Raw genomic sequence first — 25,936 nt, 5'->3', positions numbered from 1 at the left:
TATGTTCCAACGTATCCGTGAATTTTTAAACAGCCTCTTATTGAAAGAACTCTTTCAAGGCTTGGCGCTGACTGGTAAGTATTTGTTTAAACCAAAAATTACTGTTCAGTATCCAGAAGAAAAAACTCCAATGTCACCACGTTTCCGTGGTTTGCATGCATTGCGTCGCTATCCAAATGGCGAAGAGCGTTGCATCGCCTGTAAATTGTGTGAAGCAGTTTGCCCTGCGATGGCGATCTCAATTGAGTCTGATCAGCGTGAAGATGGTTCTCGCCGCACAACTCGTTATGACATTGATTTAACTAAGTGCATTTTCTGCGGTTTCTGCGAAGAAGCTTGTCCAGTAGATGCGATTGTTGAGACTCATATTCATGAGTACCACGGTGAAAAGCGTGGCGACTTGTATTTCACAAAAGACATGTTGTTAGCGGTTGGTGATCGTTACGAAAATGAAATCGCAGCCAATAAATCAGCGGATGCTAAATACAAATGATGCTAGAACCTAAAACACTTCTTTTTTACATCTTCTCGGCAATTCTAGTGATTGCTGCTTTGCGTGTGATTACAGCGCGCAATCCAGTTCATGCTGCCTTGTTCTTGGTGTTGTCATTCTTTACAGCCGCAGGCATTTGGATGCTATTGCATGCAGAATTCTTGGCCATCTTGTTGGTCTTGGTTTATGTGGGTGCTGTGATGGTGCTCTTCTTGTTCGTGGTGATGATGCTAGACCTCGACCTAGATCACATGCGTAAGGGCTTTAAACAATTCATGCCAGTGGCTTCGTTGGTGGGTGCAGTGATTGTTGCTGAAATGTCGATTGTGTTGATTCGTGGCTTTATCGGTACAGCGCAACCAGTTCAAGCTTTAAGTCCAGAAGTTGCTGCAAACAACACCAAAGCTTTGGGTACTTTGTTGTACACAGAGTATCTATTTAGCTTTGAAGTGGCAGGCGTGATTTTATTGGTGGCAATCATCGCTTCAGTAGCTTTGACATTGCGTCGCCGTAAAGACACTAAAACACAAGATATTGCTGAGCAAATTCGTACGCGTAAAGAAGATCGCGTACGCATGGTCTCAACAATGAATGCTGATACAACAGCAACTAAAGACTAATAGGGAATAGGGAAAAAGGATCAATATATGACTATTACCTTGGCTCATTACTTAGTGCTAGGCGCCATCCTATTTGCCACAGGCATTGTGGGTATTTTCTTGAATCGTAAGAACTTGATCGTTCTTTTGATGTCAATTGAATTAATGCTTTTAGCGGTTAACTTGAACTTTGTGGCTTTCTCCCATTACTTGGGCGACATGGCTGGTCAAGTTTTTGTGTTTTTCATTTTGACTGTGGCTGCCGCAGAAGCAGCGATTGGTTTGGCTATTTTGGTCACCATGTTCCGCAAGCTTGACACGATTCATGCTGAAGACCTTGGACAACTGAAGGGCTAACAGAGATACATATGACTACTCCAACTCTAAATCCTCTTCTACTTCTAGCAATTCCGTTAGCACCATTGGTTGGTGCTGCTATTGCTGGTTTATTTGGCACCAAGTTTTTTGGTAACTTGATTGGTAGAGCTGCAGCTCACACAGCAACTATTTTGGGTGTTGCAATTGCTTGCGTGCTCTCATTCATGGTTCTAAATGATGTATTAGCGGGTGCACGCTTTAACGAGACGATCTATACATGGATGCAATTGGGTGAGTTAAGCCTAGAAGTAGGCTTCTTGGTTGATCCATTGACTGCCATGATGATGGTGGTTGTGACATTTGTGTCATTGATGGTTCACATTTACACCATCGGTTACATGGCTGAAGACGAAGGTTATTCACGTTTCTTTGCATACATCTCTTTATTCACCTTCTCTATGTTGATGTTGGTGATGAGCAACAACTTCTTGCAACTATTCTTTGGTTGGGAAGCGGTTGGCTTGGTGTCTTACTTATTGATTGGCTTCTGGTACACACGTCCAACAGCCATCTTCGCCAACATGAAGGCTTTCTTAGTAAACCGTGTAGGTGACTTTGGTTTCATCTTGGGTATTGGCTTGTTGTTGGCTTATAGCGGCAGCATGAGCTACGACGGTGTATTTGCACAAAAAGATGTATTGGTGCAGCAAGTATTGCCTGGCACTGACTGGAATCTATTAACAGTTGCTTGTATTTGTTTATTCATCGGTGCGATGGGTAAATCAGCTCAATTCCCATTGCATGTTTGGTTGCCAGACTCTATGGAAGGTCCAACACCGATTTCTGCGTTGATTCACGCGGCAACGATGGTGACAGCAGGTATCTTTATGGTGAGCCGTATGTCACCATTGTTTGAGTTAACTGATACAGCCTTGTCATTCGTATTGATCATTGGCTCAATTACAGCCTTGTTCATGGGCTTCTTGGGTATTGTCCAAAACGACATCAAACGCGTGGTTGCCTACTCAACGCTTTCTCAATTAGGTTACATGACTGTTGCCTTGGGTGTGTCAGCGTATCCAATCGCTGTATTCCACTTGATGACGCACGCTTTCTTTAAAGCCTTGTTATTCTTGGGCGCTGGTAGCGTGATCATGGGTATGCATCATGATCAAGACATGCGTAACATGGGTGGTTTGTGGAAGTACATGCCAATCACTTGGCTCACATCATTGCTTGGCTCATTGGCTTTGATTGGTACGCCATTCTTCTCAGGTTTCTACTCAAAAGACTCCATCATTGAAGCAGTAGCAGAGAGCCACATCTACGGTTCAGGCTTTGCCCACTTTGCAGTGATGGCTGGTGTATTTATTACAGCGTTCTACTCATTCCGTATGTACTTCTTGGTATTTCACGGTAAAGAACGTTTTGGTCAAGCTCACGATGATCACGGTCACGATGCTCATGATGACCATCATGATGATCATCACCATGGTTTGGCACCAGGTCAAAAACCACATGAGTCACCATGGGTTGTTACCTTGCCGTTAGTTTTATTGGCAATTCCATCAGTGATTGTTGGTTACTTCACAATTGGCCCAATGTTATTTGGTGACTTCTTCGGCAACGCCATTTTTGTTGATGTTGTTAAACATCACTCAATGAAAGAACTTGCAGAAGCGTTCCATGGCCCAGTGGCAATGGCAGCGCACTCATTACATAGCCCAGTACTTTATTTAGCGCTTGGTGGTGTTGTGACTGCAGCCGTGTTCTATCTTTGGTTGCCTCAGATTCCAGCATTCTTTGCCAGAGTGCTTGCTCCAGTAAAAGCAATTTTGGATAACAAGTACTACTTGGATGATTTCAACCAAGCTGTATTTGCTAAAGGTGCTCGCGTATTGGGTACTAGCTTGTGGAAGGGTGCAGATCAAGGTTTGATTGATGGTTTAGTTGTTAACGGTAGCACCAGAGTGGTGGCTTGGTTCTCAGCAACTGTTCGTCAAGTGCAGTCTGGATACATTTACCACTATGCCTTTGCAATGATTCTTGGCTTGATTGGTTTGATCGGCTGGATTTTGTATACCCATTTAGGCTCCATTAAATAAAACAACAGATAGAGCGCCACGACATGATTCTTTCTTACTCAATTTGGTTGCCGATTATTTTCGGTCTAATTATTTTGTTCACAGGTTCGGACAATAGCAAAGGCTATGTTCGCGTGATGGCACTGATTGGTTCTTTGATCAGCTTGTCAGCCACCATTCCATTGATTACCGGATTTGACACCAGCACAGCGGCAATGCAATTTGTTGAGCAGGTAGCTTGGGTGCCACGTTATGACATCAACTATTACCTAGGTGTAGATGGCATCTCAATGTGGTTTGTGGTTCTAACAGCGTTTATCACAGTCATTGTGGTGATGGCTGCTTGGGAAGTAATCACCGAGAACGTAGCTCAGTACATGGCTGCATTCTTGATCCTATCTGGTTTAATGATTGGCGTATTTGCTGCATTAGACGGTTTGTTGTTCTACGTCTTCTTTGAAGCTACGCTCATTCCGATGTACATCATTATTGGTGTATGGGGTGGCCCAAATCGCGTGTACGCAGCGTTTAAATTCTTCTTGTACACATTATTGGGTTCATTGCTAACTTTGATTGCGATCTTGTATTTGTACAACGTGACAGATACATTCAGCATTTTGGCTTGGCACAAAGCTAAATTAGATATCGTTGAACAAGTATTAATCTTTGGCGCATTCTTCATGGCATTTGCCGTGAAAGTGCCAATGTGGCCAGTACATACTTGGTTGCCAGATGCTCACGTAGAAGCTCCTACCGGTGGCTCTGTGGTGTTGGCGGCGATCATGTTGAAGTTAGGTGCTTATGGCTTCTTAAGATTCTCATTACCAATCGCTCCAGATGCTAGCCAATACTTAGCGCCTGCAGTTATCGCGCTATCACTGGTGGCTGTGATCTACATTGGCTTGGTGGCACTTGTTCAGGCTGATATGAAGAAATTGGTGGCTTACTCATCAATTGCTCACATGGGCTTTGTGACCTTAGGTTTCTTCATCTTCAATCCAATGGGTGTTGAAGGTGCGATTGTGCAAATGATTTCTCACGGTTTCATTTCTGGTGCTATGTTCTTGAGCATCGGCGTTTTGTATGACCGTATGCATTCACGTCAAATCGCTGATTACGGTGGCGTAGTGAACACCATGCCTAAATTTGCAGCGTTTGCAGTGTTATTTGCGATGGCTAACTGCGGTTTGCCAGCTACATCAGGTTTCGTAGGCGAGTTCATGGTGATTTTGGCTGCGGTTGATTACGACTTTGTGATTGGCATCTTGGCAGCCACAGCCCTTATTTTGGGTGCTGCTTATTCATTGTGGATGACTAAGCGCGTGTTCTTTGGCGAAGTGGCGAATCAACATGTTGCAGAACTAACAGACATTAATAAGCGTGAATTTTTAATTATGAGCATCTTGGCCATTTTCACGATTGGCATGGGTGTATATCCAAAACCATTTACAGATGTGATGCACGTTTCTGTTATCGAGCTTTTAAAGCACGTAGCAGTTAGCAAGCTTTGATCCTGAAAGAGGAAAGAGAAATATATGCAATCGATTGACCTCATTGCCATGTTGCCAGAGTTGGTGCTCGTAACAGTAGCTTGCCTATTGTTATTGACCGCTTTTATGAATGAGCCACAGGCAACAGACGAAGATATTTTCCACGCTCCTCGTGGCGCATCATTGGCCTACAAGATCACCTTGGCTTTGTTGATTGGTTTGAGTGCTGCCTTTGGTTTGCAAGCAGTTGATCAGCCTGTACATGCATTTAACAACCTATTTATGGTGGATGCGTTATCAAGCATCCTTAAGTCAGTAGCTTGTTTAGCTGTATTCATTAGCTTGATCTATTCAAAGCAGTACTTGATTGACCGCGGTCTATTCCGCGTTGATTTCATTGTATTGACGCTCTTAGCGTTGACTGGTCAGTGCGTGATGATTTCTGGTTCTAACTTGATGACTTTGTATTTAGGTCTTGAGTTATTGGCTTTGCCTACTTATGCATTGGTTGCTATGAAACGTGACTCTGAAGTGGGCACGGAAGCAGCGATGAAGTATTTCATCTTGGGCGCTTTGGCGTCAGGTTTCTTGCTCTACGGTATGTCAATGCTTTACGGTGCAACAGGTAGCTTAGATCTTGATGAGATCCTAAAGGCTGTGAGTGATGAGCGTATTAATCGTTTAGTGCTTGCGTTTGCCGTGGTATTCATTGTTTCTGGTTTGGCGTTCAAGTTGGGTGCGGCACCATTTCATATGTGGGTGCCAGACGTGTACCAAGGTGCACCAACTGCTATTACTCTAATGATTGCAGGCGCTCCAAAAGTGGCTGCATTTGGTTTGCTATTCCGCTTATTGGTCGGCGGTTTATTGCCATTGACTCAGGATTGGCAGCCAATGATCATGATTTTGGCGGTTTTATCATTGGTGGTTGGTAACTTAACAGCCATCATGCAAACGAACTTGAAGCGTATGTTGGCTTACTCAACAATTTCGCACATGGGTTTCATGATGCTTGGTATGTTGTCGATTTTTGACCAGCATGCTTATAGCGCTGCATTGTTCTACGCCGTGACTTATGTATTAACAACATTAGGCTCATTCGGTTTATTGATGATCTTGTCACGTCAAGGTTATGAGTGTGAGACATTGGATGATCTAAAGGGTCTTAATCGTCGCAACCCATGGATGGCTTTCATGGGCTTGATCTTGATGTTCTCATTGGCAGGTATTCCTCCAACAGTAGGTTTTGCTGCTAAGTTATCAATCCTTGAAACATTGGTAGATGCTGGTCATCTTTACATCGCCATCATCGCTGTCATGACTTCATTGATTGGTGCTTTCTATTACTTGCGTGTTGTGAAGTGCATGTACTTTGATGAGCCAACACAAACTGCTGCTATTGAGGGTGGTGCAATTGCTAAAACTACTTTCACATTAAATGGTTTATTTGTGTTGGTGTGTGGCATTTACCCTGCAACATTAATGGCACTTTGTTTAACTGCCATGTCTAAAACATTACTCAGTTAACCATGTCTCCAACAGGCTTAAGCCTAGAATCTTGGTTATTCATATTGGTCGCGCTGGTCGCGGCCAATTTGGCTTTTGTATCGTCTAAATTCTTGTTTGTTAAACCGCTTGAGCAAAAACACGTTGGTTGGTGTTTATTAGAAATGCTCATTTGGTATGCAGTGATTGGCTTGCTTGGTTATAGCTTAGAAAGCTTCATGGGTAATGTGTTCCCTAAACGTTGGGAGTTCTTTGCGGTCACTGTTTGCCTTTTCCTTGTAGCTGCTTTTCCCGGCTTTACATGGCGATTTTTGGTTAAGCATCGCAATGATGCGCATCAGTAATGATTTCTACTCGTGACTAAATCAGAAAAAAATCTATCAGATTTGCCAGTCACAGATGATCACTTGCGTGAGCATCCGATTTCTTCTGAAGATGCCTATCAAGGTAAATTCTTAAAATTAAAAAAAGACATCGTTAAGTTGCCTGATGGTAATGAAACGTTTCGTGAGTATTTGATTCATCCAGGTGCTATAGCAATAGTGCCGATATTGGATGATGGCAGGATCATCTTAGAAAGGCAGTTTAGATACCCAGTAGATGCTGCCATGCTAGAAATCCCCGCGGGTAAATTAGAGGTGGGCGAGGACCCATTGTTGTGTGCCCAAAGAGAGTTATTGGAAGAAACAGGTTATACCGCCACAACATGGGAGTTTTTGGGGCGTATACACCCAGTGATTTCATATTCCACAGAATTCATCGACATCTATTTAGCCAAGGGCTTGACTGCTGGTGAAAGGTCTTTGGATGAAGGTGAGTTCCTCGATGTCTTTGCTGCAACCTTAGATGAAATGCATCAATGGATTGCAGAAGGCAAGATCACTGATGTTAAAACCATTATCTCGGTGTATCACCTAGAGAAAAAACTAAACAAGAAATAAAGCAATAAATAAACAAATAAATAAAGCAGTAATCAATTCACTGCTTTATTTGGATTTAGCAATAAAGCTTGCCTTATCGATAGTGGTCATCCAAACGATGCCATCCCCAATTTGACCTGTTTGGCATACGTAAATAATCACATCCATCAATTGATCTGCCACCTCATCAGGGCACACGATTTCAATTCTTGTCTTTTGCGTGTAGTCAGTTAGCTCATCTTTGATGCTACTTTTATTGACCTTGTTGGGGGCGCTGCAGCCTTCGGCCTTAGAGATCGTCATCCCAGGAAAGCCTGGGGTTTCCATAAGCTTATTACGCAATAAGGGTAACTTATTGGGTCGGATGATTGCTTTAATTTCTTTCATGCTTCAATTTCCTTTTCTTCAAACCAGCCATAAAGAACTGGCAAGACCAGTAATGTGAGTGATGTGGATGTGATCAGGCCGAAAATGACAACAACAGCCAAGGGTCTAGTGACTTCTGAGCCTGGGCCACTTGAAATTAACATCGGTACAAGGGCTAACATGGCCACGCAAGCGGTCATCATCACCGGTCTAAAGCGGTGAGTGCAACCCTCAATCAGAGCCTCTTTTAAGCCCATGCCGTCTTCTCGCAGTTGCTTGATGAATGACACCAGCACCACACCATTAAGTACCGCTATGCCCCATAGATTGATAAATCCTACCGCAGCAGGAACTGATAAATATTCACCAGAAATTAGCAGACCAAATACTCCACCAATAGAAGCAAATGGTAAAACCAGAATAATCAAGCCAGCCAATCTGATTGATTTAAATAGCATGAACAGCAAGAAGAAAATCGCCAAAATAGTCAGTGGAATAATGATCATGAGGCGTGACATAGCGCGTTGCATGTTTTCAAACTGACCACCCCAGTCTAGGGTGTAACCATTTGGTAATGAAACCTCTTTGGCAATTTTGTCTTGTGCTTCTTTAACAAAACCACCCAAATCTCGACCATTGACGTTCACGCCAATTACCAAGCGGCGCTTGCCAGATTCTCTGGAGATTTGTGAGGGGCCATCAATAATGCTAATTTTGGCTAGGTCTCTCATCAGAACCAAAGCGCCGTTGGGTGATCGCAATGTGATGTTTTCAATAGCGCTCACGTTTTCACGATAAGGGGCTGGGTAGCGCAACACCAAGGGGAATCTTCTTTCTCCTTCAAATACCATGCTGGCTTCTTTGCCACCAATGGCTGTTTCAATAACATCATTGACGTCTGAAACGTTAATACCGTGCCTTGCAATCGCATCACGGTCAATTTTGATATTTAGATAGTTTTGGCCAGATACTTGTTCAATACGTAAGTCAGTGCCACCTGATGTATTGGCAAGTATTAAGCCAATTTGCGCCCCGAGTTTCTTTAATTGCTCGAGGTCATCGCCAAAAATCTTAACGGCAACTTGTGATCTGACGCCGGAGACCATTTCATCCACGCGTGCAGCAATTGGTTGAGAGATGGCTAGCTCAATACCAGGTAGGGTTTTGAGTTTTTCACGAATTTGATTGGCAATTTCCTCTTGCGATAGCTTCCGATCCCCTTGTGGTTTGAGTGAAACAATCGGGTCGGATTCATTCGGTTGCCCAGGGTCAGCAGGAGATTCGCCGCGACCAAGTCGTGATACGGCTTTTTCAACCCCTTGGATGGTCATGATTCTTTTTAAAGCTTCAAATTCAAGCTTGATTGACTCATCTAATGAAATATTTGGAGCTCTCACAATCACGGGTGTGATGGAGCCTTCTTGCATCACCGGTATAAATGATTTGCCTAACAATACAAAGCCAACCAAGCTAACAGCCAAACCAATGAGTGCACGTTTAACCACTAGTTTGGGGTTTTGCAAACACCAGTCTAACCATTGCATGTATGGTTTTTTGAGTTTGGCAACTAGCTTGGTGTCATGTTCTGCTCCACCCTGAAGGATATATGAGCACATCACTGGTGAGAGTGTGAATGACAAAATTAAAGAAATAGTGAGCGCAATCGCAATGGTGAGTGCCAGGGGCGCAAACATTTTGCCCTCCATGCCCTCTAAGCCTAGGAGTGGCATGAATACCAAAATAATGATGCCTACGCCAAACAGTACTGGGGTGCCAACTTCAGTGGCAGCTTCGAGCACAATACGATTCTTTGATTCGCCTTGTTTGAGGCGCTCTCCTAGTTTGGCGAAGGTGTTTTCAACCACTACCACCGAGCCATCGACCATGATGCCAATCGCAATGGCTAGACCACCTAAAGACATCAAATTGGCAGAAATGCCATAGTGGTTCATGGTTAAAAAGGTGATGAGCGGTGTGAGTACTAGTGTAGCCACCACAATCAATGATGATCGAACGTCGCCTAAAAATACAAATAGCACAATCACTACAAGGATGATGCCCTCAATCAATACCTTGGCAACGTTAAACATTGCGGCATTGACTAAGTCAGTTCTGTCATAAAACGGCACGATTTGCATGCCGTCTGGTAAGAGCTTGCGCTCATTGATTTCTTTGACTTTGGCTTTAACGCGATTAACAACCTCTCTCGCGTTGGCGCCACGGTTCATTTGCACAATGCCAGCGACTGCTTCTGTGGTGCCATTCTTAATAATGGCGCCTTGTCGTATTTCTGTGCCGATAGTGACTTCAGCAACGTTTTTTACATAGACAGGTGTGCCGCGAACCTCTTTAAGAATGATTTGACCAATGTCATCTGGTTTTTCAATTAAACCAATACCGCGGATGAGGTATCGTTCTGCATAAACTGGTAGTTGTCCACCACCTGAGTTGGCATTGTTTCTAGCTAAGGCGCTGTACACATCTTCTAGATTGATTTGATAGTGTCTTAAGCGATCTGGGTTAACTAGCACATGGTATTGTTTGGCGTAGCCACCTTGGGTATTAATTTCTGCGACGCCAGGAATGGATCTAAGCATGGGGCGCACAACCCAATCTTGTATTAGGCGACGCTCCACTAACTCGTCAACAGGAATCTCTCGATTCGCATCACTTGGGTGTTCGATGGTGTATTGATAGATTTCACCTAAACCAGTTGATGGGGGTGCCATCACAGGAGAGATGCCTAATGGCATTTTAGGCATGACCTCTAACAAGCGCTCCATCACCAATTGTCTAGCGAAATAGATATCAGTTTTTTCGGTAAATACCAAAGTAACAATAGATATGCCATTTCTGTTAAGAGAGCGCATTTCTACTAAGCCAGGTAGACCCGTCATACCAATTTCAATAGGCACTGTGACAAATCGTTCTACTTCTTCGGGTGATTTGCCAGGAGCTTCGGTTGCTACTTGAACCTGAACGTTGGTGACATCCGGGAAGGCATCAACAGATAACTTTTTTACTGCCATCAATCCCACAAACAACATCACTGTTGCAATGACTGCAACTAGGATGCGCTGCTGTAGTGCGGCACGAACAATTTTTTCAATCATATTAACCGCCGCTCAATTGTCTTTTGCGTTCGGTATTGAGGTGATAGGCACCCTTGATCACAATTACTTGGCCTGGTTCAATCCCAGAGTAAATGGGGCGCTGTCCTTTACCTTCAGGACCTGCTTTGACGTGAACCATCTTGAATGTTTCATTATTAACTTTTACAAACACGTGATCTGTGTTGTCGTCACGCACAATCGCCTCGGATGGAACTGTCAAAATATCGACAGGTTCGCTTTCAACTAACATGGTGGCTAGCATGCCAGGCTTTAACTGACGATTGGTGTTGTCAATTTCAGCACGCACCACCACAGTTCTTGTTTCAGGATTAACAATTGAGCTCACATAAGAAATCTCAGACTCAATTTTTTTATTGTTGAGTGCACTGACTTGGATTTCAGATTTTTGCCCTTTCTTAATCAGTGGGGCATTGGTTTCTGGTACTTGTGCAATAGCCCACAAGATATCTAAATTGGCAATCGTGTACAGGGCATCAGATGGTTGTACAACTTGCCCTTTATTAATTTTTCTTTCAACAACTTCGCCCGGTATGGTTGCTGTGACATTGTTGATTGATTCAATTACGCCTGTTTTTGCTAAACGGTTGATGCTTGCTTTATTCATGCCTTGCACAATCAACTGATCTTGTGAGGCTCTTAATTCAGCTTTTGCATTGCTTGCTTCAGATTCTCTTCGTTGCATTTCTGCTAAAGCAATCACATCCTCTTTATATAGGATGCGAGCACGTTCAGCTGCACGCTCAGCCAGATCGCTTGCATTTCTGGCTTTTAAATAAGCTAATTGCGATTGTGTGAGCTCCGTGGATGTGATCTGTGCCAGTATGTCACCTTGCTTGACGATTTGGCCAGGTATGGCATGCATTTCAGCAACTCGACCTGTGACGTTGGCGCCGATTCTTGCGAGATGAGATTCATGAAAATCAATGCGGCCTGAAACTCGAATAACTTCGATATAAGGCCCAATCACCGCTTCACCTTCTGCAATCATTTTTTGTACTTCAGGGTTAATGATCACAATGCTTGGATCTTGTGCTTTGATGGCTTGTGGAGTTTTTTCAAAAACATCAAATAAATTCAATGTAAATACGAGTAAGAAAGTCCACGGTAAGAATGGGGCAATGTTCCTAACAAACTTAGGTAGCTTGTCGAACAATTCCAAGATGATGGGGGCGGTTGTGCTTAACCAAGCACGAGTATTTTTATTAGCCTGCTCTTGAAAATTTTTAATGGTGTTGATAACCAGTTTTGATTGGTTAATTGCCCAGACATAGCCAGTAGATGTTATCTGCTTGATAGCATCAAGATGTAGCTTAGGAAGGTTGGGTAGTCTCATATTATTGCTCTAGTAGCTTGGATAATGTTTTTGGATTTGATCTAAGGCGTTCGATCTCAATGGAGATAAGAGCCAATTCGTATTTAGCTCTGATTAGATCAGCGCGTGCTGCTCTAAATGTTCTTTGAGCATCTAGATACTCAAGCATGCCACGTTCGCCATGTCTGTATGATGCTTCCGCAATCCTTCTGGCATCAGCTGCCTGAACAATCACCTCATTTTCTAAAGTCTTGACTTGGTAACTGATGGTCTCAAACTGTTGATAAGCCAATTCAATCTGAGTCTCAATATTCTGAGACTCATAGTTCAGCATGTTTTTTGCACGAGACACATTGGCTGCTGCTTCTCTGACTTGACCAATACGCCAATCCCAGATTGGAATAGTGACCACAACACCATAGCTTCGATCTTTAAAATCTGGCTCATTACTTTGCTGTGCTTTTAAAGATAGTTTAGGTAGTCTGGAATTTTGTTCTAGGCTTAATTTTGATTCAGCACTTGCCAACTCTGCCTTAGCTCTGGTCAGTTCAGGATTTTGGTTTCTAATTTCTTCAACTAGTGCAGGTAGGGGGGGAATTTCAATTTCTTTGAAAGGCGCAATAGTAATTTCAAAGTTCTGAGGTAGTTGCGGACCAACAGCTTGTCTTAGTTGCGATTTTGATTGATTAAGTCTTGATTGGCTGGCTTGTGCCACCATCTTCACATTTAAGTAATCAGTTTCAGCTCTAATTAATTCAAACTTGGCTGTTTCACCCACTTGATACCTGAGTTGAATGCGATCACGTATTTGTCGCGTTAACTCCATATCTTCATTTGCAGCCTTGAGTTCTTCTTGGCGGCGCATGTAGTCGTAATAGCGATTTTTAACTTTCGAAATAATTTCAAATTCTTTGGCTATTCTCATTGCGTCACTAGCTTGCAATTGAGCTTCTGCAGCATTCACCCTAGGTATCCTGGTATAGGGCATATCAAGTGGTTGAGTAACAGACCAAGATGAGGTTGATCCAATCCTGCTGTTATCTGAACGTAATTTTTGCTGACCCCTAACGCCCTCAAATTCAGGGTTAGGAATTGCTCTAGCCGCACTTAATTGCCCACTGTAGGCTTTAGCTTGATCTCTGGCAGCCAGTATTTCTGGATTGGAGTTGATTGCAATTTGGATTAAGTCATCCAATGAGTGCGTTTTTTTGGTTTGTGAGTTAGCGGATGGGCCAAAAAAAATCAGCGAACAGAATAAGCTTGTGAGGAAGCATTTCAGCACTTGCTGTTGCTCAATTCTTTGAGTAGTTAAATGCATGTATTTGCTTATCTTTTTTATTTGAAATATTTGTAGTATTTATAGCAGATTTCTCATAGGGATAATCCCTAGTCTTATCGGGGCTTTATGGCACAATTTCATTATTAGTAAAAAAACTACGCTTTTTGCAACACTTATTAAAAACATCAATCGAATTCCATGAAAGTCTATAACCTCGTTTGTCATTTAGATCACCACTTTGAAGGCTGGTTTGCTTCTGAAGCGGATGCTCTAGAACAACAAGAAAACGGTTTACTAACCTGCCCGGTATGTGACAGTCATGAAGTATCGCGCTTGCCATCGGCGCCAAGAATTGCCAAGCACTCAAATAGGGAGCTCGCGCCAGTTGCTGCACCAGAAGAGGGTGTCAGTATGGGTAATTCAATGGTCTTAACTGGCCAAGAGCAAGCTAATTTACAAGCCAAGGTTCAGGCTACTGTGATGAAGGCAATGCGTGAACTAATTAGTAAGACTGAAGATGTTGGTAATGACTTTGCTGAAGAAGCTAGAAAAATTCATTACCGTGAAGCTCCTGAAAGAAGTATTCGTGGCCACGCTACTGCTGATGAAACTGCAGAATTGCGTGAAGAGGGCATAGAAGTAGTGGCTCTACCTATCTTGCCTGCCCTTAAAGACACCCTGCAATAAACCTGTACTTGGACAGGTAAGTCTAATTTAGTTCGCAGGCACAAGCTTTTGCTTGCGACTGTAATCTTGCACCGGCACATCGCTTGGTTTCAGGCGTTTTTCACAAGCTGGCTGACCATCAAAAACCCTCATTACTGAACAATCGTGCCCAGTACTTTCTGAGGCAGCGTGATCAGTCAGACTTTTGCCAGTGGTTGCGGCAGAACCAACGCTGACTGCAGTCACTGGGTAGGCTGCCACCATGGCGCAGCCAGACAATTGGCCTAAAGTCAGTCCAAGCCCGCAAAAAATGAGAAAAAACCTAAAAATACCCAATTAGATAGAATCTTGATAAAGTGGTAACCCTAAGAATATAAAACAAGTAGGAGACAAAATGTCAGAAACAATAGGACACCATATCAATGGTGTGGTCACTCATTTCGGCGGTACTACTGCCCCAGTTTTTGAACCGGCCACGGGTCAAGTCAGACGTCAAGTTGAGTTGGCGAACGCTGAGGGCGTTGCAAAAGCAGTTGCTGCTGCTAAAGCTGCTTTTCCTGCTTGGTCGACCACGCCTGTCACGCGACGCGCGAAGGTGATGTTTAACTTCAAGGCGATTATTGAAGAGCGCATCGATGAGATGGCAGAAGTTATCACCAGAGAGCACGGCAAAACATTTGAAGATGCCAAGGGTGAAATTCAGCGTGGTTTAGAAGTGGTTGATTTCGCCTGTGGTATTCCTCAGTTATTAAAGGGTGAGTACACCGAGCAAATAGGTAAGGGTATGGATGCTTGGACCATGCGCCAAGCAGTTGGGGTTTGTGCAGGTATTACTCCTTTTAATTTCCCAGCGATGGTGCCGATGTGGATGTATCCAGTGGCAATTGCCTGTGGCAACACATTCGTTTTAAAACCTTCTGAGCGTGATCCATCAGCTACCTTATTGGCGGCTAAATGGTTAGAAGAGGCTGGCTTACCCAAAGGTGTTTTCAATGTCGTTCATGGTGATAAGACTGCAGTAGATGCTCTATTGGCACACCCTGATGTGAAGGCTGTGAGTTTTGTTGGCTCGACACCCATTGCCGCATATATCTATGAGACTGCAGCGAAAAACGGTAAGCGTGTACAAGCCTTAGGGGGCGCTAAGAACCACATGGTGGTGATGCCTGATGCAGACTTAGATCAAGCAGTTGATGCCCTGATGGGTGCTGCTTATGGTTCTGCTGGTGAGCGTTGTATGGCTATCTCAGTAGCAGTAGCTGTGGGTAACGTCGCTGACGCCTTGATCGAAAAATTATCTACACGTATTAAATCTCTCAAAATTGATAATGGTATGAAGCCAGGCGCCGAGATGGGCCCACTTGTTACCAAAGTTCATTTAGAGAAGGTCAAGGGTTATGTTGATGCTGGAGTTAAAGAAGGCGCTAAGCTAGTTGTAGATGGTCGTAATCTCAAAGTGCCTGGCTGTGAAGAGGGTTTCTTCTTAGGTGGCTGTTTGTTTGACAACGTTAAACCTAATATGACTATCTACAAAGAAGAAATCTTTGGGCCTGTATTAAGCGTGATGCGTGTGGATGATGTGGCCACAGCGATTCAGTTGATCAATGATCATGAGTTTGGTAATGGCACGGCAATTTTTACAAGAGATGGCAATACAGCCAGAGAGTTTGTGAGTCGCATCCAAGTGGGCATGGTCGGTGTGAACGTACCAATTCCAGTGCCAATGGCCTTCCATTCATTTGGTGGTTGGAAGCGCAGCCTATTTGGAGATCATCATGTGCATGGTCCAGAAGGGGTGCGTTTTTATACCCGCATGAAGGCTGTGACTCAACGTTGGCCAGAAACCATCACTCAAGGACCTAGTTTCACAATGCCAGTGAATGGCTAAAAGCCTAAATTTAGAGCTAGTTATTTGATTTAGCTCAGTTTTTAGTCAATTCTAGCCACTTCAGAAAACACGGGGGTTAAAATAACCCCCGTGAACTTTTCAGCATCTTCTACCTCTGTGGGCCCTAGTGTGGGCGAGCCATTATTTCAGCCTGAGTTGCTCAAGCGTTTTGATATCAATGGACCACGCTACACCTCTTATCCAACTGCGGACAGATTTCATGGTGAATTTAGTCAACAGGATTACATCGAGGCTCTGAAAAGAACTGCCAAAACTGGCAAGCCTATTTCTTTGTATTACCACTTACCGTTTTGCCCCAATATTTGTTACTACTGTGGATGTAACAAAATCATTACCAAAGATCATGGTCGCAGCGCTAAATACATTAAGTATTTGGCCAAAGAAATGAAAATGGTGACGGATGTCATGGGCTGTTCCAATAAAAAAATACCAGTGACCCAGTTGCACTGGGGTGGTGGTACGCCGACATTTTTATCGCACGAAGAAATGCGTGAGTTAATGCATCACACCCGTGAGCATTTTGAATTGCAAGAGGGTGGAGAGTACTCGATTGAAATTGATCCTCGGCGCGTGAGTGAGGCTGATATCTCCCTATTGGCAGAGTTAGGCTTTAATCGCATCAGTTTGGGTGTGCAAGACTTTAATTTAGAAGTGCAACAAGCTGTGCATCGCGTGCAAAGTGTAGAAGAAACAAAAGCAGTGATTGATTGGGCCAGAAAGCATGGCTTTAATTCTGTGAGTGTGGATTTGATCTACGGTCTTCCTAAGCAAACACCAGAAACTTTTAAAGAAACTGTGGATGCTGTGATTGCCATGGATCCAGATCGTTTATCTGTCTATAGCTACGCTCATCTACCAACTATCTTTAAGCCACAACGTCGTATTGCAGAAGATGATTTACCTGTGGCTAAGGATAAGCTCAGCATATTGGCCAATACGATTGATCAGCTCAATCAGGCAGGGTTTGTGTTCATCGGTATGGATCATTTTTCAAAGCCAGATAATGAATTGGCAGTTGCTCAAAGAGAAGGTCGCCTGCATCGTAATTTCCAGGGTTACTCTACACAAGCGGAGTGTGATCTATTAGCGTTTGGTATTTCATCAATTGGTAAGGTTGATAACACATACCCACAAAACCTAAAGACTTTGGATGAGTACTACCATGCTATTGACCATCAGCAATTGCCGACTATGCGTGGTCTAGAGCTTGATAAGGACGACATTTTAAGAAGACAATTAATTGGCGAATTAATGTGTCAGTTTGAATTAGATACTGATGAATTCGCTAAAAATCATCAAATTGATTTTGATACTTATTTTGCAAAAGAGTTGCCAGAACTCAAAGAGCTTGAAGAGGCTGGCTTACTGGAGTGGCAGGGTCGAAAAATTTATGTGCCAACCAAGGGCCGCCTCTTGGTGAGACGTGTTGCAATGGCTTTTGACCGCCACTTGCGGGATGCAAAAACGCATGCCCGTTACTCTAAAGTCGTGTAATCATTCTTTCTTAAATAGAACTTATAATCAAGGCTCTACAAAAGGGGTTTGAGATATCTTATGCGCTATCCGAGTTTTAACATTCGCCTTGAATGGCTCATTCTCATTCTTGCCACTTACTTCTCTTTATTTTTAAATCAGTCTTTATGGGCTGCATTAATTAACACCCAATCTGGTAGTGCATTCGAGGTTTTCACATTTATTGCCGCAGTAGCCGTTGGGGTTACAGCATTTCAATTTGGCATATTGAGTTTATTGATCTACAGACCAATTGCCGTGGCTACGGCAATTATTATTTTATTGACAGGTGTTTCTGCAGACTTTTTTGCCAAAAAATATGGAGTATTTTTTGATACCTCCATGGTCCGAAATATTCTCAGCACTAATCATGCAGAAGCCAGAGAGTTATTTACCCCATCTTTGGCTTTGCACTTTTTGATTTATGGTGTGCCAGGCATCTTATTGTTGTCATGTTTTAAGGTAAAGCAACAAACCTTGTTAAAGGGTTTGACTCTTAAATTTGGCATGATCTTATTGGCTATTGTGATTGCTTTAGCAAGCTTCATGACGGTGTTTAAGAATTTCTCAGCGACCATGAGAAACAACAAGGAAATCCGTCACTTGGTATTGCCAATGAGTTATTTGATTTCAACGCCTCGCGTGGTATTTGATACAGGTGTTGAGGCTCAGAAAGAATTATTGCCATTAGGTGAAGATGCCGTTAAGAATACAAAAGCCGGTGTTAAGCCAACTTTATTGGTGTTAGTGGTTGGTGAAACGGTGAGGGCAGCCAATTGGGGGCTCTCAGGTTACGAAAGACAAACCACCCCCAATCTTGCCAAGCAGGATGTGATTAACTTCCCTTATGTGGTGAGTTGCGGCACTAATACTGAGGTTTCTGTGCCTTGTATGTTTTCTGCTTTGGGTAGAAAACAATACGATGAAAAGAAAATCCGTTCTACAGAGTCTTTATTACATTTAATTTCTCGCGCAGGGGTGCCGGTTACTTGGATTGATAATCAGTCAGGGTGCAAAGGTGTTTGCAAAGGCTTGGAAAGCATTGATGCTAAAACCCTAGGAACGCCTGATATTTGTCCTGCTACTGGATGCTATGACGAGACCCTATTAAGAGGTCTTGAGGCGACTATTAAGAAGGTAAGCGGTGATCAAGTGGTGGTGTTACATCAACTCGGTAACCACGGCCCAGCTTATTACGCGCGCTACCCACAAGCATTTGAAAAATTTAAGCCTGTGTGCGCCAGCTCTGATTTGGGCCGTTGCACGCAGCAAGAGATTTTTAATGCCTATGACAATGCGATTCTTTATACCGATCATATTTTGTCTAAAGCAATTGATTTATTAAAAGCCAAAGAAACCAGAAATGTGGTCTTCATTTATGTTTCTGATCATGGCGAATCTTTAGGTGAGGGCGGTTTTTATTTACATGGCTTGCCCTACTCGATTGCACCTAAAGAGCAAACACGTCCTCCTATGACTTGGTGGGTTTCTGAGCAGTACATGAAGCAAAACCAGTTTTCTAAAGAGTGCTTGATGCAACGTGCCAAAGAGCCTGCGCACCATGACAATCTATTTCATACTGTTTTAGGTTTTATGAACATCAGCACGAGTGTGTACGACCCCGCTTGGGATCTCACGGCAAAGTGTAAAAAATAATCATGACTTGGTTTAATCGTCAGTTATTGATTTTGTTGATTTCAGGGTTGTTATTGCTTGGGGTCTTTGAGTTCACATCATTAGATATCTGGCTAGTGCAATATTTCTTCAGTCCTGAATTAGGCAAATTCCCATTTAAAGACCAAGATTTTTTTACTAAAGTTTTGCATCACGGTCTTAAAACTGCAATGTACGTCACAGGTGTTGCATCTATCGTGGTATCACTTTGGTTTTTGAAAAAATCAAAAGATACTTTTACTTTAAGGCATGCCTTAGTTGGGATCTTAGGGGTTATTTTGATTCCGGCGGTTGTGGCCCTTTTAAAGCATCTCACCAACAAACATTGCCCATGGAGCCTTGACATGTTTGGTGGGGCTATTCCATATACGGGGCTATTTGAGATACTAGATTCTCAGTATCCACGTGGACAGTGTTTTCCAGCAGGTCATGCGGCGGGTGGTTTTATGTGGTTTACCTGGGCTATTGCTTTATGGGGTATTCAGCCTAAATTGGCAAAGTTCTTCTTTTATGTCGCAATTTTCTTTGGCTTGCTGATGGGTGTTGCGCGCATGGCTCAAGGAGCTCATTTCTTTTCACATGTTTTGTGGACAGCTTGGTTTGCCTGGGCAATTGGTATCATCCTAGCTTATTGCTTGAAAGCTCTGCCAGATGCAGAGCGTTATAAAGGATCTTGATATGTTGAAACCTCTGCTTGGTTTATTACAGCGTCGCTTGCTTGGAGCATTTAAATACTCCGTTGATGGGCTGTTGGCTGCATGGAAGTCTGAGGAGGCTATCAAGGTTGAGTTAACCATATTCCCGATTTTGGTCGTCTGCGCACTTTATTTTGGACCAGGCAAAATTGAAAAAATTCTATTGATCGGTAGTGCCACTTTGGTGATCATCATTGAGCTTCTTAACACGGGTTTAGAGAAAACCATTGACCGTATTTCTAGTGAGCGCCATGAACTCTCAAAAATCGTCAAAGATATCGGTAGTGCAGCAGTACTTCTTGGCTTGGTTCAGTTAATTGGTGTTTGGTTAGCTATTTTTCTCTGATCTTATTCAAGATCAAATTCAGATCAATTCCATAGAGAATTTTTGGAAAAATCAGCTCATAATTAAAAAAATAACTACTGAGTGAGGTTTGAGTGTTACGTTTTGATATACCCCCAGTGAATGCCAATGTTGCAAGACTAGAGGCTTTTATTACCTTTTCTTTCTGTGTAATTGCATTGTTAGGCTTTCCATATTTATTGCCGGTGTTGGCTCTAATGGGTTTTATCAGAGGGTTCTTTGGTCATTACAAGTGCCCATCTCATCGCCTTTTCACAAAAATTATGACTGCCATGAATATCGCTGGCAAAAAAGAAAATGCTGGCGCAAAAATGTTTGCCAATAAGCTTTTATTTATTGCTGCAACAGTTGCCAGTGTTTTGTTTTTTATGGGTATTGATTTATGGAAGGTGCCCACAAGCATATTAGTTGTCTTTTCAACGCTTGAGTGGGCGTTTTCATTTTGCGTGGCTTGTTGGTCTTATGGCTACTGGTATAAATTATTCCCACCACAATAACGATTCACCAGAAAATAAAAAATGCCGCAATTGCGGCATTTTTAATATTCACTGTAGGATTTATGTATTCCAAACAGGCGGTTTTTTGGCAGCCTTGGCAACACCTTCTAGGTAAGCCTCATGAGCCTCTTGCTCTTCAATGCTAGCTAGTTGAATCACTAAATTGGTCGGTAAAGGTTTGCGTTTGGCGTGAGCGCCATCAGCTTCTAAACCGTTTAAGTCAATCATTAAATCTTCTTGACCACGGGTCATAGCTAAATAAACTTCGGCTAATAACTCGGCATCTAGTAAAGCGCCGTGTAGGGTGCGATGTTCATTGCTGATCTGAAATCTCTCACATAGAGCGTCTAGAGAATTTCTTTTGCCTGGGAACATGTCTCGGGCATTTTTAAGGGTATCAATTACCTTGGCAACATAGTCATTCATCTTGCCTAGCTTAAGAAGACCAAATTCTGCATCTAAAAAGCCAACGTCAAAGGGGGCGTTATGAATAATGATTTCAGCATCTTTCAAAAAGGTGATGATTTCATCAGCCACATCTGCAAACACAGGTTTGTCTGATAAAAACTCAACTGTTAAGCCATGAACCGCCACAGCACCAGGGTCAATGTCTCTTTGAGGGTTGATGTAGTGATGTAGCTTGTTGCCAGTCAGGCGACGATCAATCATTTCCAAGCAACCAATCTCAATGATGCGATCACCTGTGAGTGGGTTTAAACCAGTTGTTTCAGTATCAAGAATAATTTGGCGCATGAATACTTTCTAAAAATCTCAATCAGTCTTTTAGCATCTCAGCGGGGATGTCCATAGGACCTGTGCCGCTGTATTTATCAAGATATAAATAAATCACAGGCGTAATCAATAAGGTCACCACTTGAGATACCAGTAAGCCACCAACTACTGCCACGCCCAAAGGTTGTCTGAGTTCTGCGCCAGCACCTAGGCCTAGTGCAATCGGTAGTGCGCCCATCAAAGCAGCCATGGTTGTCATCATGATTGGCCTAAAACGCATTAAGCATGCAGTTCGTATCGCTTCGCGAGGAGATTGATTGTGTTGGCGTTGCACATCTAAGGCAAAGTCAATCATCAAAATCGCATTCTTCTTGACAATACCAATCAGTAACAAAATACCAATAATGGCAATGATTGTTAGCTCTAAGTTAAAGATTCGTAAAAATACCAATGCCCCAATCGCAGCCGATGGTAAGCCAGCCAAAATGGTGATGGGGTGGATATAGCTCTCATACAAGATGCCTAGCAACACATAGATGACTAATACGGCTGCTAAGAGCAAAATAATTTGACTGGATTGTCCGCTTTGGAAGACCGCCGCATCACCACCATAGCTAGTAATAATTGTTGGTGGTAGTTGAATATCTTTCACAAACTGCTCTAGTTTTTTGGTGGCATCACCCAAAGCTGCATCAGGAGCTAAGTTAAACGAAATCGTTACCGCTGGAACTTGTCCTTGGTGGTTCACTGATGTTGGACCAATTGCGCGAGTAACTGTAGCAATGCTCGATAGTGGTACCAATCGATCGCTATTTCTGCCGCGCACATATATGCCGTTTAAATCACTTTCGTAGCGCTTGTATTCTGCGCCTGCTTCTAAAATGACTTGATACGTATTAACGCTTGTATAGATTGTTGAAACTTGTCGCTCACCATATGCTGAATACAAGGCATTTCTGATGTTAGCAATGGTGACTCCTGCGCTGGCGGCTTTATCTCTATCAATGTCGATTTTGGCTTGCAGGCCTTTGAGTTGTGAGTCGGTCGTGACATCGCGGAAGATGGCATCAGAGCGCATCTTCTCGACAACCTTGTTGGACCATTCGTTCACACCTTCGAAACCAACACTTTGCAAGATATACTGATAGCGACTCTTGGTGACTTTGCCACCTAGTTGCAAGTTCTGAATAGGGCGCATGTACACGGCAAGACCTGGAATCACAGCCAAATCTTTACGCAGACTTTCTAGAACATTTTTCATGTTCTTTCTATCGCTGCGTGGTTTTAAGTTGATAAACATCCGGCCTGTATTGCTACCAGTGCTTGCTCCACCGCCCAGAATTGATACCAAGCTATCAATATTAGGATTAGCTCTAACAATTGCTGCAGCTTGATCTTGTAATTCAAGCATGCCGGCAAATGAGATGTCTTCTGCTGCTTCTGTGGTGATAAATAGCTGCCCAGTATCTTCTTCTGGGAAAAACCCTTTAGGGCTCCACACAAACAAGGCAATGGTCAGAACAAATGTTGCAAGAGCACCTTGCAGTACTTTCTTTTGATTGGCTAAAGCCCAATCCAAGGCTTTTTCATAATGAGAGGTGACTAAATTAAAGTACTCATCAAATTTGATGATGATTGGGTAGTCATGAACTTTATCTTTGGCGTTGTGTGTCTTTAAAAACTTGCTACACAACATGGGCACTAGTGTGAGTGACATCACAGCGGACACCAAAATAGATAATGACACCACAACAGCAAACTCTCTAAACAATAAGCCAATCGGTCCTGGCATAAAGAAGATTGGAATAAATACAGCGACCAAAGAGATTGAAATCGAAACAATTGTGAAACTTACTTCTCGACTACCTTTGAGGGCTGCCTGGAGTGGTGCCATACCGTTTTCAATATGGCGCATGATGTTTTCTAAAACCACAATCGCATCATCAACCACCAAACCAACTGCAATGGTGATACCCAGTAAAGAAACGTTATCTAAGCTGTAACCCAGCCAATACATGATTGAGAAAGCGCCAATCAATGAGATGGGCAAACTGAGTGCTGGGATGATAGTTGCTGCAAGATGTTTTAAGAATAAGAAAATCACCATCACTACCAAAGCAATCGTGAGTAGTAGGGTGAAGTTCACATCATGGATTGATTCACGAATAGATGCAGAGCGATCGATCAATAAATTGATTTCTACAGACGATGGCATTTGTTGCTGAAATTGAGGAACCATCTTTCTGATGGCATCCACCACACTCACTGAGTTTGCGGTAGGTTGTCTTAGGATCGCAATCGCAATAGACCGTTCACCGTTATAAGCTGCTAAGGTTTTAACCGACTCGTAACTTTCTTGAACATTAGCAACATCTTTTAAACGAATCGGTAAACCACTCTTTTGCGAAATAACTAAGTTGCCATAGTCGCTTGCACGCACAATTTGTGGGTTGGCATAAATGGTTAATTGTTGTCTTGGGCCATCTAATACACCCACTGGTGTATTAGAGTTGGCGGCATTGATAGCATTAGCTACATCATCAATGGTTAGATTCTTGGTTGCTAATAGTGATGGATTAACTTGTACACGAACGGCGTAACGCTTTTCACCGTATACGATCACTTGGGCCACGCCATCGATGGTCGATAGCGTTGGAGAAATTAAATTCTCTGCATAGTCGCTAAGCTCTGACAAATCCATGGATGGAGACGTCATGGTCATGATTAATACTGGAGCGTCAGCGGGATTCACCTTCCTATAAGAAGGTGGCGTTGTCATTTCAATGGGTAAACGCTTTTGCGCACGCAATAGCGCAGCTTGAACGTCTACAGCAGCTTTGTCGATATCTCGGTCATTATTGAACTCTAGTGTGATGCGCGTAGAGCTCAAAGAGTTGGTCGAGCTAATAACTGTGATGCCATCAATGGTTGAGAATTCTTTCTCAAGTGGCAGCGCCACTGATGACGCCATATTTTCAGGGCTGGCACCAGGTAAATTGGCTGTGATTTGTATGACTGGGGTATTAAAGCTGGGTAGGGCGGCAACTGGAATTTTGAAGTACGCAACTGTGCCAGCTAGGACTACTGCCATAGATAGCAAAGCCGTCATCACGGGACGGCGTATACATAGTTCTGAAATATTCATTGTTCTTTTGCTTTTTCAGCGTTTTTTGTTTCTTTGATCTTGCCACCAGGGCGAAGGTTTTGTTTGCCCTCGACCACAATTTTGTCGTTTTCGTTAATGCCACTAACAACCGTTTGACCTTGATACTGGTAGATCACTTTGATTGGTTTGAGGTCCACCGTGTCGCCAGGCTGAACCACATACATAAAGTTGCCATTGATGTTGGTAACGACTGCTTGAGTTGGAACAACTAGAGCATCTTTGAGAGTTTTTGCTTTTAGTTTGACTCTGACAAATTGCCCCGGAATCATTGCACCATCTTTATTGCTCACTTGAGCTTTCACGCGTACCGCACCAATTGATGGATCTACTTGGTTATCTACAACATAAACTTTGCCTTCGACTGGGGCATTGGTGCCACCTAGATCAACGGTAACGCTTAACTCATCGGCTTCATCACGCTGACCCAAAATCAAAGGAATTTCTTTTTCTGAGACAGTGAACTGAACATTGATTGGATCAAGTTGAGTGATGGTCACCATCGCCGCGGTAGTGCTTGTGGCTGTGGCGCTACTTGTTGTTGATATGTTTGTTCCAGCTTGCACCAATGTGCCAGGGAATACATTGATCACGCCTGCGCGACCAGCAATCGGTGAGCGGATGTGATCAAAGCTAAGAGCAACTTGCGCGGCGCGAGCGCTGGCTTCAGCTGATTGCATATTGGCTTTAGATGTATCTGCGGCAGCTTGTGAGATGAATTTCTTTTCAATCAGTTCTAGCGAGCGCTTGTATTGGCGAGTGGCATCGTCTGCCAAAGCTTTTGCCTTTTCGTAATTGGCTTTATTAGCGCGGTCGTCTAAGGTGAACAGTAAATCGCCTGCTTTAACTGTTTGGCCTTCTTTAATATGAATCTTGCTCACTACATTAGTGGTTTGTGGGCGGATATCAACAATATTTGCAGCAACAATATTTCCTGTTGCTTCGATGATGATTGGAATGCTCGACTTTTGTACAACCGCTGTTGTAACTAACTGAGTAGGCGCTGCACTTTTACTTTTTGGAAAAAAATAATTGATGGCGTAGTTGGCGCCATAAATAAGAGCGATTGCCACTGCAATATGTTTTTTATGACTCAATGCCCAAGCTAATATTTTTGGAAGATTAATCTTTTTGATGGTGGACTTGATCAACGCAAATCCTTTGCATGCCAACCCCATCGTTTTTTGTTTCAATGTATCGATTAATTGCATATTGGTGGGCGG

At 43.1% G+C, this 25,936-nt stretch carries 23 protein-coding genes; 15 read left to right on the top strand and 8 right to left on the bottom strand.

Annotated features, from left to right (window positions below):
* The first annotated feature begins 1 nt into the window (after position 1).
* The 8 genes from nuoI to CFR83_RS07925 are packed head-to-tail and all read left to right on the top strand — an operon-like array spanning position 2 to position 7,431.
* Positions 2 to 493, top strand: a complete 492-nt coding sequence (gene nuoI / locus CFR83_RS07960; RefSeq protein ID WP_088813528.1) for an NADH-quinone oxidoreductase subunit NuoI — start codon at positions 2 to 4, stop codon at positions 491 to 493.
* Complete coding sequence (locus CFR83_RS07955; protein ID WP_088813527.1) at positions 490 to 1,113, top strand: NADH-quinone oxidoreductase subunit J; 624 nt, start codon at positions 490 to 492, stop codon at positions 1,111 to 1,113. The genes nuoI and CFR83_RS07955 overlap by 4 nt, the downstream gene beginning before the upstream one ends.
* 27 nt (positions 1,114 to 1,140) lie before the next feature.
* Positions 1,141 to 1,449, top strand: coding sequence for an NADH-quinone oxidoreductase subunit NuoK (nuoK, locus tag CFR83_RS07950; protein ID WP_088813526.1), 309 nt, complete (start codon positions 1,141 to 1,143; stop codon positions 1,447 to 1,449).
* An 11-nt stretch (positions 1,450 to 1,460) separates the two neighbouring features.
* A complete protein-coding gene (gene nuoL, locus CFR83_RS07945) occupies positions 1,461 to 3,515 on the top strand; it encodes an NADH-quinone oxidoreductase subunit L (protein WP_088813525.1) in 2,055 nt (684 codons plus the stop codon).
* A gap of 23 nt (positions 3,516 to 3,538) precedes the next feature.
* Positions 3,539 to 5,005 (top strand): NADH-quinone oxidoreductase subunit M, encoded by a 1,467-nt coding sequence (locus CFR83_RS07940; protein WP_088813524.1) that lies wholly within the window; start codon positions 3,539 to 3,541, stop codon positions 5,003 to 5,005.
* Positions 5,006 to 5,029: 24 nt separating this feature from the next.
* A complete protein-coding gene (nuoN, locus tag CFR83_RS07935; protein WP_088813523.1) occupies positions 5,030 to 6,511 on the top strand; it encodes an NADH-quinone oxidoreductase subunit NuoN in 1,482 nt (493 codons plus the stop codon).
* A gap of 2 nt (positions 6,512 to 6,513) precedes the next feature.
* Complete coding sequence (locus tag CFR83_RS07930) at positions 6,514 to 6,834, top strand: DUF2818 family protein (protein WP_088813522.1); 321 nt, start codon at positions 6,514 to 6,516, stop codon at positions 6,832 to 6,834.
* A 12-nt stretch (positions 6,835 to 6,846) separates the two neighbouring features.
* Positions 6,847 to 7,431 carry an NUDIX domain-containing protein gene (locus CFR83_RS07925; RefSeq protein ID WP_088813521.1) on the top strand — a complete coding sequence of 195 codons (585 nt, stop codon included), beginning with the start codon at positions 6,847 to 6,849 and terminating at the stop codon, positions 7,429 to 7,431.
* Positions 7,432 to 7,476: 45 nt separating this feature from the next.
* Here the strand turns inward: CFR83_RS07925 and CFR83_RS07920 are convergent, their stop codons facing one another.
* The 4 genes from CFR83_RS07920 to CFR83_RS07905 are packed head-to-tail and all read right to left on the bottom strand — an operon-like array spanning position 7,477 to position 13,540.
* Positions 7,477 to 7,797 (bottom strand): P-II family nitrogen regulator, encoded by a 321-nt coding sequence (locus CFR83_RS07920; RefSeq protein ID WP_088813520.1) that lies wholly within the window; start codon positions 7,795 to 7,797, stop codon positions 7,477 to 7,479.
* Positions 7,794 to 10,889: an efflux RND transporter permease subunit gene (locus CFR83_RS07915; protein ID WP_088813519.1), complete on the bottom strand. Its 3,096-nt coding sequence runs from the start codon at positions 10,887 to 10,889 to the stop codon at positions 7,794 to 7,796. The genes CFR83_RS07920 and CFR83_RS07915 overlap by 4 nt, the downstream gene beginning before the upstream one ends.
* A gap of 1 nt (position 10,890) precedes the next feature.
* Positions 10,891 to 12,243 (bottom strand): efflux RND transporter periplasmic adaptor subunit, encoded by a 1,353-nt coding sequence (locus tag CFR83_RS07910; RefSeq protein WP_088813518.1) that lies wholly within the window; start codon positions 12,241 to 12,243, stop codon positions 10,891 to 10,893.
* Between the two features lies 1 nt (position 12,244).
* The gene (locus CFR83_RS07905) at positions 12,245 to 13,540 is read right to left on the bottom strand and encodes a TolC family protein (RefSeq protein WP_088813517.1); all 1,296 of its coding nucleotides are present in this window, start codon (positions 13,538 to 13,540) and stop codon (positions 12,245 to 12,247) included.
* 159 nt (positions 13,541 to 13,699) lie between these two features.
* On the opposite strand from CFR83_RS07905, the gene CFR83_RS07900 reads away from it, so the two are divergent.
* The gene (locus CFR83_RS07900; protein ID WP_088813516.1) at positions 13,700 to 14,188 is read left to right on the top strand and encodes a DUF1178 family protein; all 489 of its coding nucleotides are present in this window, start codon (positions 13,700 to 13,702) and stop codon (positions 14,186 to 14,188) included.
* Between the two features lie 27 nt (positions 14,189 to 14,215).
* Here the strand turns inward: CFR83_RS07900 and CFR83_RS07895 are convergent, their stop codons facing one another.
* Positions 14,216 to 14,431 carry a hypothetical protein gene (locus CFR83_RS07895; protein ID WP_088813515.1) on the bottom strand — a complete coding sequence of 72 codons (216 nt, stop codon included), beginning with the start codon at positions 14,429 to 14,431 and terminating at the stop codon, positions 14,216 to 14,218.
* Between the two features lie 130 nt (positions 14,432 to 14,561).
* Here CFR83_RS07895 and CFR83_RS07890 point away from each other — a divergent pair, with 130 nt between their 5' ends.
* From CFR83_RS07890 to CFR83_RS07865, 6 genes are all read left to right on the top strand, one after another.
* Positions 14,562 to 16,055 (top strand): CoA-acylating methylmalonate-semialdehyde dehydrogenase, encoded by a 1,494-nt coding sequence (locus CFR83_RS07890; protein ID WP_088813514.1) that lies wholly within the window; start codon positions 14,562 to 14,564, stop codon positions 16,053 to 16,055.
* Positions 16,056 to 16,145: 90 nt separating this feature from the next.
* Positions 16,146 to 17,570, top strand: coding sequence for an oxygen-independent coproporphyrinogen III oxidase (hemN, locus tag CFR83_RS07885; RefSeq protein WP_088813513.1), 1,425 nt, complete (start codon positions 16,146 to 16,148; stop codon positions 17,568 to 17,570).
* Positions 17,571 to 17,630: 60 nt separating this feature from the next.
* Positions 17,631 to 19,244, top strand: a complete 1,614-nt coding sequence (locus CFR83_RS07880) for a phosphoethanolamine transferase (protein WP_088813512.1) — start codon at positions 17,631 to 17,633, stop codon at positions 19,242 to 19,244.
* A gap of 2 nt (positions 19,245 to 19,246) precedes the next feature.
* On the top strand, positions 19,247 to 19,939 hold the full coding sequence (locus CFR83_RS07875; RefSeq protein WP_088813511.1) for a phosphatase PAP2 family protein: 693 nt from the start codon (positions 19,247 to 19,249) through the stop codon (positions 19,937 to 19,939).
* A 1-nt stretch (position 19,940) separates the two neighbouring features.
* Positions 19,941 to 20,303 (top strand): diacylglycerol kinase, encoded by a 363-nt coding sequence (locus CFR83_RS07870; protein WP_088813510.1) that lies wholly within the window; start codon positions 19,941 to 19,943, stop codon positions 20,301 to 20,303.
* Between the two features lie 92 nt (positions 20,304 to 20,395).
* Positions 20,396 to 20,818, top strand: coding sequence for a DUF4395 family protein (locus CFR83_RS07865; protein ID WP_088813509.1), 423 nt, complete (start codon positions 20,396 to 20,398; stop codon positions 20,816 to 20,818).
* Between the two features lie 60 nt (positions 20,819 to 20,878).
* On the opposite strand, the gene dnaQ is transcribed toward CFR83_RS07865, so the two are convergent.
* The 3 genes from dnaQ to CFR83_RS07850 are packed head-to-tail and all read right to left on the bottom strand — an operon-like array spanning position 20,879 to position 25,924.
* The gene (dnaQ, locus tag CFR83_RS07860; protein ID WP_088813508.1) at positions 20,879 to 21,571 is read right to left on the bottom strand and encodes a DNA polymerase III subunit epsilon; all 693 of its coding nucleotides are present in this window, start codon (positions 21,569 to 21,571) and stop codon (positions 20,879 to 20,881) included.
* A gap of 22 nt (positions 21,572 to 21,593) precedes the next feature.
* Entirely contained in the window at positions 21,594 to 24,695 is a 3,102-nt protein-coding gene (locus tag CFR83_RS07855) for an efflux RND transporter permease subunit (protein ID WP_088813507.1), read from the bottom strand.
* The gene (locus CFR83_RS07850; protein ID WP_088813506.1) at positions 24,692 to 25,924 is read right to left on the bottom strand and encodes an efflux RND transporter periplasmic adaptor subunit; all 1,233 of its coding nucleotides are present in this window, start codon (positions 25,922 to 25,924) and stop codon (positions 24,692 to 24,694) included. The genes CFR83_RS07855 and CFR83_RS07850 overlap by 4 nt, the downstream gene beginning before the upstream one ends.
* Positions 25,925 to 25,936: the final 12 nt, after the last annotated feature.

The sequence above is a fragment of the Polynucleobacter victoriensis genome, from assembly GCF_900187875.1.
Taxonomy (GTDB): Bacteria; Pseudomonadota; Gammaproteobacteria; order Burkholderiales; family Burkholderiaceae; genus Polynucleobacter; species Polynucleobacter victoriensis.
The sequence above is the reverse complement of the archived record's forward strand: the minus strand, read 5'-3'. Positions and strand labels throughout refer to the sequence as shown.

Bases quoted from the DNA above. Each gene is read 5' to 3' on its own strand.
- nuoI (WP_088813528.1), top strand. From the start codon at position 2: ATGTTCCAACGTATCCGTGAATTTTTAAACAGCCTCTTATTGAAAGAA.
- CFR83_RS07955 (WP_088813527.1), top strand. From the start codon at position 490: ATGATGCTAGAACCTAAAACACTTCTTTTTTACATCTTCTCGGCAATT.
- nuoK (WP_088813526.1), top strand. From the start codon at position 1,141: ATGACTATTACCTTGGCTCATTACTTAGTGCTAGGCGCCATCCTATTT.
- nuoL (WP_088813525.1), top strand. From the start codon at position 1,461: ATGACTACTCCAACTCTAAATCCTCTTCTACTTCTAGCAATTCCGTTA.
- CFR83_RS07940 (WP_088813524.1), top strand. From the start codon at position 3,539: ATGATTCTTTCTTACTCAATTTGGTTGCCGATTATTTTCGGTCTAATT.
- nuoN (WP_088813523.1), top strand. From the start codon at position 5,030: ATGCAATCGATTGACCTCATTGCCATGTTGCCAGAGTTGGTGCTCGTA.
- CFR83_RS07930 (WP_088813522.1), top strand. From the start codon at position 6,514: ATGTCTCCAACAGGCTTAAGCCTAGAATCTTGGTTATTCATATTGGTC.
- CFR83_RS07920 (WP_088813520.1), bottom strand. From the start codon at position 7,797: ATGAAAGAAATTAAAGCAATCATCCGACCCAATAAGTTACCCTTATTG.
- CFR83_RS07915 (WP_088813519.1), bottom strand. From the start codon at position 10,889: ATGATTGAAAAAATTGTTCGTGCCGCACTACAGCAGCGCATCCTAGTT.
- CFR83_RS07910 (WP_088813518.1), bottom strand. From the start codon at position 12,243: ATGAGACTACCCAACCTTCCTAAGCTACATCTTGATGCTATCAAGCAG.
- CFR83_RS07905 (WP_088813517.1), bottom strand. From the start codon at position 13,540: ATGCATTTAACTACTCAAAGAATTGAGCAACAGCAAGTGCTGAAATGC.
- CFR83_RS07900 (WP_088813516.1), top strand. From the start codon at position 13,700: ATGAAAGTCTATAACCTCGTTTGTCATTTAGATCACCACTTTGAAGGC.
- CFR83_RS07895 (WP_088813515.1), bottom strand. From the start codon at position 14,431: ATGGTGGCAGCCTACCCAGTGACTGCAGTCAGCGTTGGTTCTGCCGCA.
- CFR83_RS07890 (WP_088813514.1), top strand. From the start codon at position 14,562: ATGTCAGAAACAATAGGACACCATATCAATGGTGTGGTCACTCATTTC.
- CFR83_RS07880 (WP_088813512.1), top strand. From the start codon at position 17,631: ATGCGCTATCCGAGTTTTAACATTCGCCTTGAATGGCTCATTCTCATT.
- CFR83_RS07875 (WP_088813511.1), top strand. From the start codon at position 19,247: ATGACTTGGTTTAATCGTCAGTTATTGATTTTGTTGATTTCAGGGTTG.
- CFR83_RS07870 (WP_088813510.1), top strand. From the start codon at position 19,941: ATGTTGAAACCTCTGCTTGGTTTATTACAGCGTCGCTTGCTTGGAGCA.
- dnaQ (WP_088813508.1), bottom strand. From the start codon at position 21,571: ATGCGCCAAATTATTCTTGATACTGAAACAACTGGTTTAAACCCACTC.
- CFR83_RS07855 (WP_088813507.1), bottom strand. From the start codon at position 24,695: ATGAATATTTCAGAACTATGTATACGCCGTCCCGTGATGACGGCTTTG.
- CFR83_RS07850 (WP_088813506.1), bottom strand. From the start codon at position 25,924: ATGCAATTAATCGATACATTGAAACAAAAAACGATGGGGTTGGCATGC.